Raw genomic sequence first — 13,644 nt, forward strand, 5'->3', positions numbered from 1 at the left:
GGAGAGCGCAATGCATGATCTGGTCATCCGCGGCGGCACGATCGTCGATGGGTCGGGCCGGCCCCGCTACCAGGCGGACCTGGCGATCGAAGATGGACGCGTGGTCCAGGCCGAAGGCCGGGCCGGCGCCGCCCGCCGCGAGATCCGCGCAGACGGCTGCTTGGTCGCCCCGGGCTGGGTGGACATCCACACCCACTACGACGGCCAGGCCACCTGGGACCCGTACCTCAGCCCTTCCACCTGGCACGGCGTCACCACGGCCATCATGGGCAACTGCGGCGTGGGCTTCGCTCCCGTCAAGCCCGAGCGGCGCGAATGGCTGATCAAGGTCATGGAGGGCGTCGAGGACATCCCCGGCTCGGTGCTGTCCGAAGGCATCCAGTGGGACTGGGAGACCTTTCCCGAATACCTGGACGCGCTGGACCGCCGCCCCAAGGCCCTGGACGTGGGCGCGCAGATCCCGCACAGCGCGGTGCGCGCCTATGTGATGGGCGAACGCGCCATCCACCACGACGAGGCCTCGCCCGCCGACCTGATCGCCATGCGCGAAGTGGTGCGCGCAGCGCTGGAGGCCGGCGCGGTGGGCTTTTCCACCTCGCGCACCTTCCTGCACAAGTACGACGAGCGCAAGTATCCGCCCGGCACCTTCGCCACCGGCGAGGAGATCACCGCCCTGGGCTCGGTCATGGGCGAGGTCGGACATGGCGTGTTCCAGATGACCGCCAACCATCCCGCCATGGAAGGCGAAATGCCCTGGCTGGAGCAGCTGGCGCGCCACAACCGCCTGCCCGTGCTGTTCAACCTGCAGCAGACCGACGCCGCGCCCGATGTGTGGAAGCAGATCGCCAGCAGCCTGGACCGGGCGCACCGCGAAGGCGTGCCGCTGCTGGCAGGCATCAGCGGACGTCCGCTGGGCATCCTGTTTTCGTGGCAAAGCACGCTGCATCCGTTCATCGCGCATCCCAGCTACCAGGCGCTGCATGCCCTGCCGCTGGCGGAAAAGCTGGCCCGCCTGCGCGACCCCGCCACGCGCAGCCGCATCATGAACGAACAGCGCGGCCTGCTGGACCGCCGCGCCGAAACGCTGTTCAGCAGCTTCCACAAGATCTACCGGCTGGGCAGCGATCCCGACTACGAGCCGCTACCCGAGGAAAGCGTGGCCGCCATGGCGCAGCGCAGCGGCCGCGCGCCGTTGGAGATCGTCTACGACCTGATGCTGGAGAACGAAGGCCAGGCCATCCTGTACTACCCGTCGTTCAACTATTCGTACGAGAACCTGGACCATCTGCACCAGCTGATGCAGCAGCCCTACACGGTCAACAGCCTGTCCGATGGCGGCGCGCATTGCGGCTACATCTGCGACGTGAGCATGCCCACCTTCATGCTCAGCCACTGGGCCCGCGACCGCCGCCGCGGCCCGCTGCTGGACCTGGAGCACGTGGTCAAGCGCCAGACGCGCGACACCGCCAGCGTGTACGGGCTGCTGGACCGGGGCCTGCTGCAGCCTGGCTACAAGGCCGACGTCAACATCATCGATCCCGATGCGGTACGCGTGCATTGCCCGGAGATGGTGTTCGACCTGCCCGGCGGGGGCCGCCGCCTGATCCAGCGCGCCGACGGCTACGTGGCCACGCTGGTCAACGGCCTGCCGATCTTCGAAGGCGGCGCGGCCACCGGCGCATTGCCGGGCAAGCTGCTGCGCGGCGCACGCAGCCAGCAGGTTTGAACAAGGCGAGGCCGGTCCGTGTCGCGCGCGAGGCTCAGCCGCGCGGCGGCTCGGGCGTGTACTGCCCCAACAGCCCGGCGACCCAATCGATGAACACGCGCAGCTTGGCGCTCACGTGCCGGTTGGGCGGAAACGCCACGTACATCGGCATGGAATCCAGGCGCCAGTCCTGGAACAGCGGCACCAGCTCGCCGCTGTCGACGTGAGCGCGTGACATATAGTCGGGCAGCCAGAGCACGCCCAGCCCGGCCAGACCGGCCGCCAGATAGGCGTTGCCGTCGTCGACCGCCAGCACATGGCGGCCATGCACCTTGATGCTCTCGCCGTCGCGGCGCATGGCGTAGGGCAGCGCCTTGCCGTTGCGCGCCCATAGAAAGCCCACGATGCGGTGGTGCGTGTCCTCCAGCTCGCGCGGATGCGCGGGCGTGCCGGCGCGCTCCAGGTACTCCGGCGCCGCGTACACGCCCAGCCGCAGATCGCCCACGCGCCGCGCCATCAGCGACTGGTCGGTGAGTTCCCCGCCGCGCACCACGCAGTCGACGTTCTCGCCGATCAGATCGACGATCCGGTCGCTCACGCCCATATCCAGCTGGATGTCCGGGTACTGTGCATGGAACGCCGGCAAGGCCGGCACCAGGATCATGCGCGCCAGCGGGCTGGGCACGTCCACGCGCAAACGCCCCCGCGGCACGGCCGAGGCGCCGGACAGGCTGGTCTCGGCATCGTCCATGTCGGCCAGCAGCCGCAGCACGCGCTCATAGTAGGCAGCGCCGTCGGCGGTCACGTTGACCTTGCGGGTGGTGCGGTTCAACAGCTTGACGCGCAAGCGCGCCTCCAACTGCTGCACCAGTTGCGTCACGCTGGTCTTGCTCATGTGCAGGGTCTCGGCGGCCTTGGTGAAGCTGCCGGTTTCCACCACCCGGGCAAAGGCCTGCATCGCGTCGAAACGGTCCATCTCTGCTCCCGCTCTTCCTGATTATTTGGATTCTACAAACAGTGATGGACGGACTTGCCCGTTTATCGCGGCACCGGGGCCACCTAAAGTGCCTACATCGTCAATGCCGGGCCGGATGCGGCCCATAGATGGAGATAGCTATGACCCAACGCGACGTTGTTTTTCCCCAAGGGCGTCACGCCTTGTATGAGCGCGACCGCTATTCGCCCGCGATCCGTTCCAATGGATTCCTGTTTGTCTCGGGACAGGTGGGCAGCCGCGAGGACGGCACGCCCGAGACCGATCTGCAGGAGCATGTGCGGCTTGCGTTCCGCAATCTGCAAGCCATCCTGGCGGCGGCCGGCAGCAGCTTCGATGACGTGGTCGACGTGACGGTGTTCATGGTCGATCCGGCATCCAGGTTCGAGACGATCTGGCAGGTGGTGCCGGAATTCTGGGGCGTGGCGCCGTACCCGGCGCTGACCGCGGTGGGCGTGACCTGGCTCAATGGCTTCGACTTCGAGATCAAGGTGATCGCGAAACTGCCAGAGACGTCCCAGGACTGATCCGCCCCGCCACGCTCACACCACGCCGACCCGGATCACGCCGGCGATGGTCTGCGCCGCCTGCTGCAAGGCGGGCACCATGTCCGCTTCCAGCCGGTTCCCTTCCACTTCCGGGGCGGCCACCGAAATCCCCACCGACAGCAGGCGCGAGCCGGCCTGCGGCACGGGCACGGCCACCGACACCTGGTTGCTGTCGGGATAGTCGAACCGGGTCCACTCCCCCGGCGCCAGACGCAAGCCGCCGGCCAGCGCGCTGGCCGGCGGCAGCACGCTGCCCACGCGCAGGTTCATCACCACCAGGCGGCGGCGTTCGGCCGGCGCCATGGCGCGGCCGATGATGATCACGCCTTCGGGGTTGGCCTCGCCCAGGTTGGACGTGCCGGAATAGGCGTCGGCCAGGTTCTGCAGGATCTCCTGCACGGCGTCCGTCACGCCCAGGCTTTCCATGGCGGCAAAACCCAGTTCGAACACCAGCGGCGTAAGGCGCCAGCGGCTGTCTTCGCGCGCCGCGTAGCCCTCTTCTTCCAGCGTCTGCAGAAACCGCAGCACGGTCGCGTGCGGCAGGTCCACGGCGCGCGCCAGTTCGGCCAGCGTGGGCCGGCCGTTGCCGCGGAAGGCCCGCATGATGGATAGACACCGTTGAATCGATCTATTATTCTTCAATCGTTCACCTAATAAACGTATTGATCACTAGGTGAACAATACACATAAACGACGCTCCCGGCAAGACCGGCGAGCCCGGGAAGGAGACATAGCTATGAAACGCATCGCACTCGCCTTGGCGGCGGGTCTCGTGTTCTGTACGGGATCCGCCGCGGCGCAAGCAACCTGGCCGGCGCAGCCAGTCAAATGGATCGTGCCCTACCCGCCGGGCGGATCGACCGACATGCTGGCCCGCTTGGTCAGCCACAAGCTCGGCGAACGGTTGGGCCAGCCCGTCATCGTCGAGAACAAGGCCGGGGCCGGCGGCAACATCGGCACCGATTTCGCGGTCAAGCAGCCGGCCGACGGCTACACCATCGTGATGGGCAATATCGGCCCCATCTCCATCAACCCCGCCCTCTATCCGGACCTGCCCTACAAGCCGCAGCGCGACCTGGCGCCCGTCACGATGCTGATGAGCGTGCCCAACCTGCTGGTGGTCAATCCCGCGCTGCCGGTGCGCTCGGTGCAGGAACTGATCGCCTACGCGAAGAAGTCGAAAGCGCCGCTGGACTACGCCACCCCCGGCGCCGGCACCTCGCTGCACCTGGCGGGCGAACTGTTCGCCTCGTCCGCAGGCGTGCGCCTGACCCACGTGCCTTACCGCGGCAGCGCGCCGGGCTTGAACGACACCGTGGCGGGCCACGTGCCGATGATGTTCGACAACATGCCGTCGGCGCTGCAACTGGTGAAGGCCGGCAAGCTGCGCGCGCTGGCGATCACCAGCACGGCGCGCTCGCCGCAGCTGCCCGACGTGCCGACGATGGCGGAGGCCGGCCTGCCGGGCTACGAGATCGCCGGATGGTTCGGCGTGCTGGCGCCGGCGGCCACGCCCAAGCCCATCATCGAGCGCCTGAACAAGGAACTGCTGGCCGTGCTGGCCATGCCCGACGTGCGCGAACAGATCGGCGCCATGGGCGGCATCATTTCGGCCGAAGGGCCAGCGGACTTCAGTCGCTACATCGCGGCGGAAACCGACAAGTGGGGCGCGCTGGTGAGCAAGGCGCAGATCAAGCTTCAATAGGCAAGGAGACAAGCATGACCACGTATCGCCATCTGGAAACCCAACCGATAGCCGGCGCGCTGGGCGCCGAAATCCGCGGCATCGACCTGTCACGGCCGCTGTCGGACGACCAGTTCGACGAGGTGCGCAACGCGCTGCACGAGCACCTGGTGGTGTTCTTCCGCGACCAGCAGCTGACGCCGCAGCAGCATATCGATTTCAGCTCGCGCTTCGGCGAGCTGCTGGAAGTGCCCTTCGTGCGGGCGCTGGAAGGACACCCCACCATTCTGCCCGTCATGAAGGGCCGCGCCGAAACCACCCGGCGCCTGTTCGGCGGACTGTGGCACACGGACATGAGCTACGCCGAAGAACCGCCGCTGGGCTCGGCGCTGTACGGCCGCGTCATTCCGCCCTACGGCGGCGACACCATGTGGGCGAACATGTACCGCGCCTACGACGCGCTGTCGGACCGGCTGAAGCAGATCCTGGACGGGCTGGGCGCGGTGCACAGCGCGGTGCGCTCCTATGGCGCGGGCGGCGCGGTGGTGAACAATGGCGACCCCGCCCACAAGATGGACGTGCGCACCGACGACCGCGCCACGAGCGAGGTGATCCACCCCGTGGTGCGCGTACACCCGGCCACGGGCAGGAAGGCGCTGTACGTGAACAGCACCTACACCTTGCGCTTTGACGGCATGACCCAGGAAGAAAGCGAGCCCCTGCTGCAGTTCCTGTACCGCCACGCGGCGCGGCCGGAGTTCACCTGCCGCTTCCGCTGGGCGCCGGGCTCGCTGGCGCTGTGGGACAACCGCTGCACCCAGCACCTGGCCATGAACGACTACGACGGCTTCGACCGCGAGATGCACCGCACCACGATCTCGGGCGACCGGCCGATCGCGGTCGCGCGCTGAGCGGTCGGGCCGGTCAGGCGCGATGACTCAACGCGGCGGCTTCAGCGGCAAGAGCCGTCGGTAGCCGGCCGGCAGCGGCTGGGCGGCGTGCGCCGCGACCGTGCGCGCCAGCCGCTGCGCCAGCTCCGGCGGAAACGGCTTGGCGCGCCGCGTTTCCAGGTCCACGTGCAGCGACAGCTGCTCCATCGTGGCCGCGACGTAGCCGTCGCGGGTCTGCATCAGCTCCATCAGGCACAGCAGGCGCTTGTCGTCCGCTTCCAGCAGGCGGATGCGCAGCGCCAGCGGATCGCCCGCCAGTACTTCACGCAAATAGGCCACGTGCACATTCATCGTGTAGATGCCGCAGCGCGTGGCCTCGGTGTAATCCAGCCCCACCCCCACTTCGCGCAACAACTGGAAGCCGACGCGGTCGAAGATGCCCACGTAATGGGCGGCGTTCATGTGGCCGTACTCGTCGATCCAGGCTGGATCCACGCTCAGGGTCGTGGACGGAAGGACTGATGTCATGGTTTCCTCGGGGGCAGGGTTGGGCGTAGCCCTTGACCATAGCCGACACCCGCTGATGGAGCAACGCCTGCGACTACGCGGCGGGAAGTCCGCCAAAGGCGGTACGCCCTGCGGACCGCAAGCCGTGCCGGCCATCGCCCATCGAACTCATCCTTTGCGCCAGCCGGCGCCGGCCAGACGGCCGATGGGTCGCCGCGCCGCCGGAACAATCGTCCATATGCGCACGGCCACCTTGCCGATGGTCGAACTGCGCCATATCCCGCACCCTGGCGGACAGGCGTAAATGGACAAGTTCGCGTCTTGATTCTCAAGGCGACGCTGACAACGCGCAGGGGCGCGCGCTCGAGGTCGGGGAACCAAGATGAATATCCTGCTGGCGTTCGCGCCGTTCATCGTGTTTGTCATCATTGAAAGAACCGTCGGCGTGCTGGAAGGGCTTGCCGCCGGCACTTTCGTATCCGCCGGGCTGGTGCTGCGCGACTGGCTCAGCCCCGAGCGGCGCCTCAAGATCCTGGAAACCGGCACGCTGCTGCTGTTCATGGGGATGACCCTGTATGCCCCGATGGCGGACGGGGATTCCTGGACCATCGCCCAGGCGCGCCTGCGGGTCGATGCCGGCATGCTGCTCCTGGTGTTGCTGACCCTGGCGCTGCGCCGGCCGTTCGCACTGGAATACGCACGCGAAAAGGAACCGGAATACGTCTGGAAGAACCGTCGCTACGCGCGCATGAACTATGCCGTGACCACAGCCTGGGCGCTGGCGTTTGCGAGCATGGTGGCGGCCGACGCGTTGCTGCTGTACAAACCGCAGTTGCCGCAGGCGGTCGCCATCGCAGTGACGGTGGCGGCGCTGGCCGGCGCGATGAAATTCACCGCTTGGTATCCGGACAGAGTGTCGGCTACAACACTCAGGTAGCCCACCCGGGAGAGCATGATGCCCCCTCCAGGAAATGAAGTCGAAGTCGTGCTCGCCACCCAGGCCAGCGCGACGCTGGTCGCGGCATTCGCCCGTCTCTTGCCGCAACTGTCCAGAACCGCGGCGCCGCTGACGCGCGAGGCGCTGGACGAGATCATCCGATCCCCGTGCACCCACCTGTTCATCGCCACCATGGGCAGCGACAAGCGCATCGTCGGCACGCTGACGCTGGTGCACTTCCGCATTCCCACCGGCGTGCGGGCGTGGATCGAAGACGTGGTGGTGGACGAACAGGCCCGCGGCCTGAAGGTCGGCATGGCGCTGACGCATGCCGCCATCGTCAAAAGCCGCGAGCTCGGGGCCAAGACGCTGGACCTGACCTCCAACCCGAGCCGGCTGTCCGCGCACCACCTGTACGAGTCCGCGGGCTTTGTGATGCGCGATACGCGGGTGTACCGGCACCAGGGCTGAAGCCGCTACTGAAAGTGGTAGCGCTCGCGGTAGCCCACCGGCGACATGCCGCAATACTTGCTGAAGATGTCGCGGAAGGCCTTGGTGTCGTTGTAGCCGACTTCGTACATGACTTCGGCCACGCTCTTGCGCGAGGTCTCCAGGCGCTTCTTGGCGGCTTCCACCCGCACCCGCTGCACGTACTCGACGATGCTGTTGCCGGTGGCCTGGCGAAAGCGGCGCTCCAGCGTACGGCGTCCCATGGCATGACGGTCCGCCAATTCCTCGACGGTGATCTTTTCCGTGTAGCGGCCTTCGATGTAATCCTGCACCGCGCGCACGACCTCGTCGGCGTGCGACTTCTGCCCCACGAACACCGAGAACGGCAACTGGCTCTGGCGGCTCCAGTCCAGCTGGAAGTACTTGGCGCACCAGATGGCGGTGTCGCGGTCGGTGTACTTTTCGATCAGGTGCAGCACCAGGTGCGCCGCGGAGAACGCGCCGCCGCTGGTGTAGATGCCGTTGTCCGCCATGACGACGCGGTCGCTGACCCATTGCACGCTGGGAAACAGGCTGGCGTAGAGGTTCTGGGCCACCCAGTGGACCACCGCCTGCTGGCCGTCCAGGACGCCGCCCGCCGCCAGCAGCGCGGCGCCCATGCACAGGCTGGCGACTTCGCCGCCCTCGCGGTGATGGCGCGACAGCCATTCGATCAGTTCGCGGTTGGACAGCACCGCGTCGGACACCGAACCCAGCAGCGGCGGCGCGATGCAGATGTCGATGTCGTGGGCATCGGCCAGGACCATGTCGGCCTGCACCGTGATGCGGCCCTGGTCCAGCCGGACTTCGCGGGTCAGGGCCAGCGTGCGCACCGTGAACCTGGGTTCGCGCCCGTGCGCGGCCAGGTATTCATTGGCGACCAGGAAGCCATGCCGGGCGGTTTCCAGCGAGGCGATGTTCGCCCCCAGGGGCAGTAGGAAGGCGACGTTTTTCATCCTGCAAAGCATACGCCTGCCAACTGTCGCAATCCACCCTCAAGATTGTCGCAATCGCCTATCTGAAATCGCCGGCGATCCCGATACAGTGACACTTACCGGAATGAGATCCGGGGTAGCGCCAAGGCGGCTTGCGGGACGTCCTGGCGCGGAACAGAACAACGTGGATCAAGGAGTTACTGATGGAAAAGTATGTAGACGGCTTCCTGCTGCCCGTACCCAAGGCCAACCTCGAAGCCTACCGGAAGATGGCGCAGCAAGCGCAGACGGTCTGGCTGGAACACGGCGCGCTGGATTACCGCGAATGCGTGGCGGAAGAAATCGACAAGGAAGGCGCCGGCTCGTTCAGCGCCGCCGCGGGCGCGCGCGAGGGGGAAACGGTGGTGTTCGCCTGGATCACCTACCCCAGCAAGGCGGATCGCGACCGGATCAACGCCAAGGTCATGGCGGACCCGCGCCTGGCGGAGCACTGCTGCGACGACGTGTTCGATATCAAGCGCATGTGCTGGGGCGGCTTCACCACTCTGGTAGGCGACTGAGGCGGCGGGATCCGTTCCCGCCCGTTCAAACGGAAAAATCTGGAGATACCTCATGGCAAACCCTGCAAGCAAACCCATCCCCGACGGCATGCACACGCTCACCCCGCACATCGTGTGCGAAGGCGCGGCGCAGGCCATCGACTTCTACAAGAAAGCCTTCAACGCCGAGGAACTGGCCCGGCTGCCCGGCCCCAACGGCAAGATCATGCATGCCGCCATACGCATCGGCGATTCCGTGATGATGCTGATGGACGACTTCCCCGAATGGGGCAGCCTGGGCCCGAAGGCGCTCAAAGGCACGCCCGTGACCCTGCATCTCTACGTCAACGACGTGGACGCCGCCATGAAGCAGGCGGTGGCGGCCGGCGCCCAGGTGACCATGCCCGTGGCGGACATGTTCTGGGGCGACCGCTACGGCCAGGTGGTGGACCCTTGCGGGCACCGCTGGTCCATCGCCACGCACAAGTTCGACCTGACGCCGCAGGAAGTGCAGGAGAACATGGCGAAGATGGGTCCGATGGAAGGCTGCGGCGACGCGTCAAAGAAGCAAGGCTAGGCAGCCGGCTGCGGATACGGCCCCAGGAAATCGAGCTTGCCGATCTTCACGCCCGCGTGGCGCAGGATGGCGTAGGCCGTCGTGACGTGGAAGTAGAAGTTCGGCAGCGCGAACGTCAGCAGGTAGTCGTCGCCGCGGAACTCCTGCTTGAAGTCGCCGAACGCCAGCGAAACCTTGCGGCCTTCGGCGCCATCCAGCCGGTCCGCCGGCACGTCCCGCAGCTACGCGAGGGTGGCGGCGATGCGCTGCTGCAACTGTTCGAACGTGGTTTCCTCATCCGGAAACTTGGGCGCTTCCACCCGCGACAGGCGCTGCACCGCGAACTTGGACGCGTCGCTGGCGCGCTGGATCTGGCCGCTCAACGGGTACATGTCCGGCGCCAGCCGGGCATTGATCAGTTCGGCCGGGTCCATGCCGGCCGCCGCCGCGTGGTCGGCGGCCTTTTGCAGCAGCGCGGCCAGCACGTTCAGGCCGCGGACGAAGGCAGGCACGCTGGCCTGATACATGGAAAGTGACATGGCTGGACTCCGGACAGGGACGAGGCGGCTGGCGCGGAACGCGCCGGGAATACGCTGATCTTACTGCCGTGGCCGGGACGGGACTGCCGCCCGCTGCGCGGACCGACCCCGGCTTATTCCGCCTGTCCGCGCGCCGCGCGGCGGTGCGTCTGGAAGAAGCGCCAGATCAGCGCCGAGGCATCCGGTCCGTTGCGCGCGTGATAGCGCACCGAGGCGTCGCCGCCGCTCCAGGCGTGCTCCACCAGCGTGATTTCGCATAGCCGCAGCAGCGTGCGGCTGCCGCGCAGCATATCGACGCGACGGTAGGATTTCTCCGTGCCCAGTCCCAGCACGCGCTCGACCGGCACGCTTTCGGGCGGCAGATCGTTGACGGCGCGGAACTGTTCGAACAATTGCCTGGCGTTTCGCGGCGCCACCGTCGGATCCAGCTGCCCCTGCAGAATCATGGCGGGCATGCCCAGGCGGAACACCGCCGGGTCCGCGACTTTTTCCAGCAAGGGCAGCAGCGGCTTGAGCGCGCCGCGCCGCATGGTGCCGATGCCGCCCGCAGCGCTGTGGGCATCGCCCGCAACCGGCCCGGAATGCATCGCCACGGCGGCAATCAGGCGCGGATGCCGCAAGGCCACCAGCGCGGCCATGCCGGCCCCGGCTGACAATCCCGCGATGTAGACGCGTTCGGGGTCCAGCGCATGCCGGGCGCACTCCGCGCGGATCAGGGCGGCGATCAGGTCCGCTTCCGCCCCGCCGTGCGCGTCGTCGGGCTGGAACCAGCGCCAGCAGCGCTGCACCTGACGGGTCATCGATTGCTGCGGATACAGCACCATGAAGCCGCCCGCGTCGGCCCATTGATTCATGCGCGAACCGCGGGCGAACGACAGCGCCGTCTGCCTGCAGCCATGCAGCATCACTACCAGCGGCATGCCGGCGCGCGGCGCCGCGGCGGGCGTGTAGCGCGCGAAAGTGAGACGGCGGCCCTGGGCATCGGAAAATTGCCGGGAGGCTTCCCAGCGGCCGGTCCCCAACGAAGGCGCGGCAGCGCTGCGGGAAGCGGAGGCCGCAGCGGGCTTGGCGGCCCGGCGCTTGGGCGCGCTGCGCTTCTTGGCAGCCTTGGGCGTGGCCATGCGCAAGGCCGCGCGCTGCAGCTTGCCGATCTTCTTTGCGGCCTTGAAAAACAAGTTGGTGAAACTGCGCGCCATTGCTGGGCCTCGGCCAGTAAACCTGCGTTTGCTTGCGCGCTGAATGTATCACAGAGTAACTTCCAGGCAGCGCTTTCGGGACGCCGGCACGCAGGTCGATTTGCAGTAGATCAAACGGAGACCGCCTCGGCCGCGACCGGCTGGCTCGCCGCCTTGAGCCGCCGCCCCAAAGCGCCTAAGGTGTAGGCCTGAACCAACCTAGACGCATTCATGTTTCCCAACGACAGACCCCAGACCCTGGGCGAGGAAATCGCCAACGCCATCAGCCACGGCGTCGGCGCCGCGGGCGCCGTGGCCTCCGCTCCCATCCTGATCCTGGCCGCCGTGCGCCAAGGCGATGCCGCCTTCATCGCGGGCGCCGCGGTCTTCGCCGCGACGATGTGCCTGCTGTACCTGGCGTCCACCATCTATCACGCGCTGCCCAAGAGCCGCGCCAAGCAGCTCTTCAACGTGCTGGACCATTCCGCCATCTATCTGCTGATCGCGGGCACCTACACGCCTTTCGCCCTGGGCGCCCTGCGCGGCCCCTGGGGCTGGACCCTGTTCGGCCTGGTCTGGGGCATGGCCCTGCTGGGCGTCGGGCTGAAAGCCAGCAAGCGGCTCAACCGCCCCGCCATCTCCACGGGCCTGTATCTGGCGATGGGCTGGCTGGTGATCATCGCGGTCAACCCCCTGATCGAGCGCGTGCCCACGGGCGGCCTGTGGTGGCTGGTGGCGGGCGGGCTGGCCTATACCGGCGGCGTGGTGTTCTTCGTGCTCGACAACCGCTGGCGCTACAGCCATTTCATCTGGCATCTGTTCGTGCTCGCCGGCACTGCGTGCCACTTCTTCGCCGTGCTCTGGTACGCGGCCTGAGGGCCGCCGCGCGGCGGATCAGCCGCGGCCCGGCTCCCCCGGCTGCGGCATGGCGAGCAGGCCGCGCTTCATCAGCGACTTCATCCCGGGCACGAGCAGCCCGCCACCGAACAGCAGGTCGCGCCACAACCCCGGCCCCGAAGCCTGGAAACATGGCGTCAGCGCCCGGCTGAGGCTCTGGTACAGGCGCGAAGGCAATAACCGGCTGCGGGCGTAGCGCGCCGGTCCCTCTGCGGCGCCGTGCTGCCCCAGGGCCCGCGCCAGCGCCATCGCATCCAGCACCGCCAGCGTCGTTCCCAATCCCAGCTGAGGACTCATCGCGTGGCCCGCGTCGCCCACCGCGCAATACGGGCCGGCAGCCAAGCCGCGCGGCCAGGTATGCCGGTATGTGGCCACCGCCAGGTCCTCGTGCCGCGAAATCTGATCCACCACGGGCGCGGCCTCGGGCCACAGGGACAGCATGCGGTCCTTCCAGGCGCCGATGGGCGCGGCGCGCCAGGCCGGCAAGGCGTCGTGCCGGATGCTCCAGAACAGCGACAGCCGCACGCCCTGGGGGCCGATCTCGGTGGGCAGCAGGCCCATCATTTCGCGGGTGCCGCGAAAGCGCTGCAGCAGCTGCGTCGCCCCGCTCCAGCCGGGCGTCCAGAACTGGCCCCACAACGCGCCCCAGGCGTAGGCGCGCGAACTCGCCGCCAGGCCGACCTGCTCGCGCAGCGCGGACGCGGCGCCATCGGCCACCACGAACACATCGAAACTGGACTCGGCGCGGGCTTCCCCCGCGCCGTGCGTTACGTGGGCCCTGCCCTCGCGGGTCGCCAGCGTCTCGACCGGACAGCCGAACGAGAACTCGGCGCCCGCGCGCCGCGCGGCCTCGAACAGCACTCCGCCCAAGGCTGCCCGCGTCACGGCCCGCGCGCCGTCACCCACGTAATCGATGTCCACGACTCGCCAGCCGCGATGCGACAGGCCCAGCAGGCGGTCGATCGGCGCGCCTACGTTCAGCGCCGCGACGTCGACGCCCAGGGATTTGAGCGCGCGCACCCCGGGCGGCTGCAGCAGCAGCCCGGCGCCCAGCGTGGTGAACCCCTGGTGTTTTTCAAAGACGCGCACCTGATGGCCGGCTTGCGCCAGCGCCAGCGCCAGCGCGGCGGCCAGTCCGGCGCTGCCCGCGCCGGCGATGCCGATGGATAACGGCGTATGCGTAGTGGTCATGGAATGGCGTGGCCCGGCGGCCCGAAGGGGCCGCCACGGGAGCCGGCATAGTACCAAC

Annotated in this window: 15 protein-coding genes and 1 pseudogene; 9 read left to right on the forward strand and 7 right to left on the reverse strand. The window is 67.8% G+C overall.

What is annotated here, in order from left to right:
* Positions 1–10 precede the first annotated feature (10 nt).
* Positions 11–1,726: an N-acyl-D-amino-acid deacylase family protein gene (locus NGK62_RS30550; RefSeq protein ID WP_251881863.1), complete on the forward strand. Its 1,716-nt coding sequence runs from the start codon at positions 11–13 to the stop codon at positions 1,724–1,726.
* 34 nt (positions 1,727–1,760) lie between these two features.
* Here the strand turns inward: NGK62_RS30550 and NGK62_RS30555 are convergent, their stop codons facing one another.
* The gene (locus NGK62_RS30555; protein WP_118932491.1) at positions 1,761–2,681 is read right to left on the reverse strand and encodes a LysR family transcriptional regulator; all 921 of its coding nucleotides are present in this window, start codon (positions 2,679–2,681) and stop codon (positions 1,761–1,763) included.
* A 140-nt stretch (positions 2,682–2,821) separates the two neighbouring features.
* Between NGK62_RS30555 and NGK62_RS30560 the strand changes: the two genes are divergently transcribed.
* Positions 2,822–3,226 (forward strand): RidA family protein, encoded by a 405-nt coding sequence (locus NGK62_RS30560; RefSeq protein WP_251881865.1) that lies wholly within the window; start codon positions 2,822–2,824, stop codon positions 3,224–3,226.
* A gap of 15 nt (positions 3,227–3,241) precedes the next feature.
* Here the strand turns inward: NGK62_RS30560 and NGK62_RS30565 are convergent, their stop codons facing one another.
* Complete coding sequence (locus NGK62_RS30565; RefSeq protein WP_223283361.1) at positions 3,242–3,889, reverse strand: IclR family transcriptional regulator; 648 nt, start codon at positions 3,887–3,889, stop codon at positions 3,242–3,244.
* Between the two features lie 94 nt (positions 3,890–3,983).
* On the opposite strand from NGK62_RS30565, the gene NGK62_RS30570 reads away from it, so the two are divergent.
* Positions 3,984–4,952 carry a Bug family tripartite tricarboxylate transporter substrate binding protein gene (locus NGK62_RS30570; protein WP_118932492.1) on the forward strand — a complete coding sequence of 323 codons (969 nt, stop codon included), beginning with the start codon at positions 3,984–3,986 and terminating at the stop codon, positions 4,950–4,952.
* A gap of 14 nt (positions 4,953–4,966) precedes the next feature.
* Positions 4,967–5,842, forward strand: a complete 876-nt coding sequence (locus NGK62_RS30575; protein WP_059372535.1) for a TauD/TfdA dioxygenase family protein — start codon at positions 4,967–4,969, stop codon at positions 5,840–5,842.
* Between the two features lie 27 nt (positions 5,843–5,869).
* On the opposite strand, the gene NGK62_RS30580 is transcribed toward NGK62_RS30575, so the two are convergent.
* Positions 5,870–6,349: a thioesterase family protein gene (locus NGK62_RS30580; RefSeq protein WP_251881867.1), complete on the reverse strand. Its 480-nt coding sequence runs from the start codon at positions 6,347–6,349 to the stop codon at positions 5,870–5,872.
* A gap of 361 nt (positions 6,350–6,710) precedes the next feature.
* Here NGK62_RS30580 and NGK62_RS30585 point away from each other — a divergent pair, with 361 nt between their 5' ends.
* Together NGK62_RS30585 and NGK62_RS30590 are read left to right on the forward strand one after the other, a co-directional pair.
* A complete protein-coding gene (locus NGK62_RS30585; RefSeq protein ID WP_251881869.1) occupies positions 6,711–7,265 on the forward strand; it encodes a hypothetical protein in 555 nt (184 codons plus the stop codon).
* Positions 7,266–7,280: 15 nt separating this feature from the next.
* Positions 7,281–7,736 carry a GNAT family N-acetyltransferase gene (locus NGK62_RS30590; protein ID WP_251881871.1) on the forward strand — a complete coding sequence of 152 codons (456 nt, stop codon included), beginning with the start codon at positions 7,281–7,283 and terminating at the stop codon, positions 7,734–7,736.
* A gap of 5 nt (positions 7,737–7,741) precedes the next feature.
* Here the strand turns inward: NGK62_RS30590 and NGK62_RS30595 are convergent, their stop codons facing one another.
* A complete protein-coding gene (locus NGK62_RS30595) occupies positions 7,742–8,722 on the reverse strand; it encodes a GlxA family transcriptional regulator (protein WP_118932495.1) in 981 nt (326 codons plus the stop codon).
* 170 nt (positions 8,723–8,892) lie between these two features.
* Between NGK62_RS30595 and NGK62_RS30600 the strand changes: the two genes are divergently transcribed.
* Together NGK62_RS30600 and NGK62_RS30605 are read left to right on the forward strand one after the other, a co-directional pair.
* Positions 8,893–9,249 (forward strand): DUF1428 domain-containing protein, encoded by a 357-nt coding sequence (locus NGK62_RS30600; RefSeq protein ID WP_059372524.1) that lies wholly within the window; start codon positions 8,893–8,895, stop codon positions 9,247–9,249.
* A gap of 52 nt (positions 9,250–9,301) precedes the next feature.
* Positions 9,302–9,805, forward strand: a complete 504-nt coding sequence (locus tag NGK62_RS30605) for a VOC family protein (protein WP_118932497.1) — start codon at positions 9,302–9,304, stop codon at positions 9,803–9,805.
* Here NGK62_RS30605 and NGK62_RS30610 read toward each other — a convergent pair.
* Positions 9,802–10,323, reverse strand: a pseudogene (locus tag NGK62_RS30610) (DUF1993 domain-containing protein). The gene NGK62_RS30605 and the pseudogene NGK62_RS30610 sit on opposite strands and share 4 nt — an antisense overlap.
* Positions 10,324–10,436: 113 nt before the next feature.
* The gene (locus NGK62_RS30615) at positions 10,437–11,519 is read right to left on the reverse strand and encodes an extracellular catalytic domain type 1 short-chain-length polyhydroxyalkanoate depolymerase (RefSeq protein WP_251881872.1); all 1,083 of its coding nucleotides are present in this window, start codon (positions 11,517–11,519) and stop codon (positions 10,437–10,439) included.
* A 210-nt stretch (positions 11,520–11,729) separates the two neighbouring features.
* Here NGK62_RS30615 and trhA point away from each other — a divergent pair, with 210 nt between their 5' ends.
* Positions 11,730–12,374, forward strand: coding sequence for a PAQR family membrane homeostasis protein TrhA (gene trhA, locus NGK62_RS30620; RefSeq protein ID WP_059372515.1), 645 nt, complete (start codon positions 11,730–11,732; stop codon positions 12,372–12,374).
* An 18-nt stretch (positions 12,375–12,392) separates the two neighbouring features.
* On the opposite strand, the gene NGK62_RS30625 is transcribed toward trhA, so the two are convergent.
* The gene (locus tag NGK62_RS30625) at positions 12,393–13,586 is read right to left on the reverse strand and encodes an FAD-dependent oxidoreductase (protein WP_251881873.1); all 1,194 of its coding nucleotides are present in this window, start codon (positions 13,584–13,586) and stop codon (positions 12,393–12,395) included.
* Between the last annotated feature and the right edge of the window lie 58 nt (positions 13,587–13,644).

The organism is Achromobacter sp. Marseille-Q4954 (genome assembly GCF_943737025.1).
GTDB lineage: Bacteria > Pseudomonadota > Gammaproteobacteria > Burkholderiales > Burkholderiaceae_B > Achromobacter > Achromobacter bronchisepticus_A.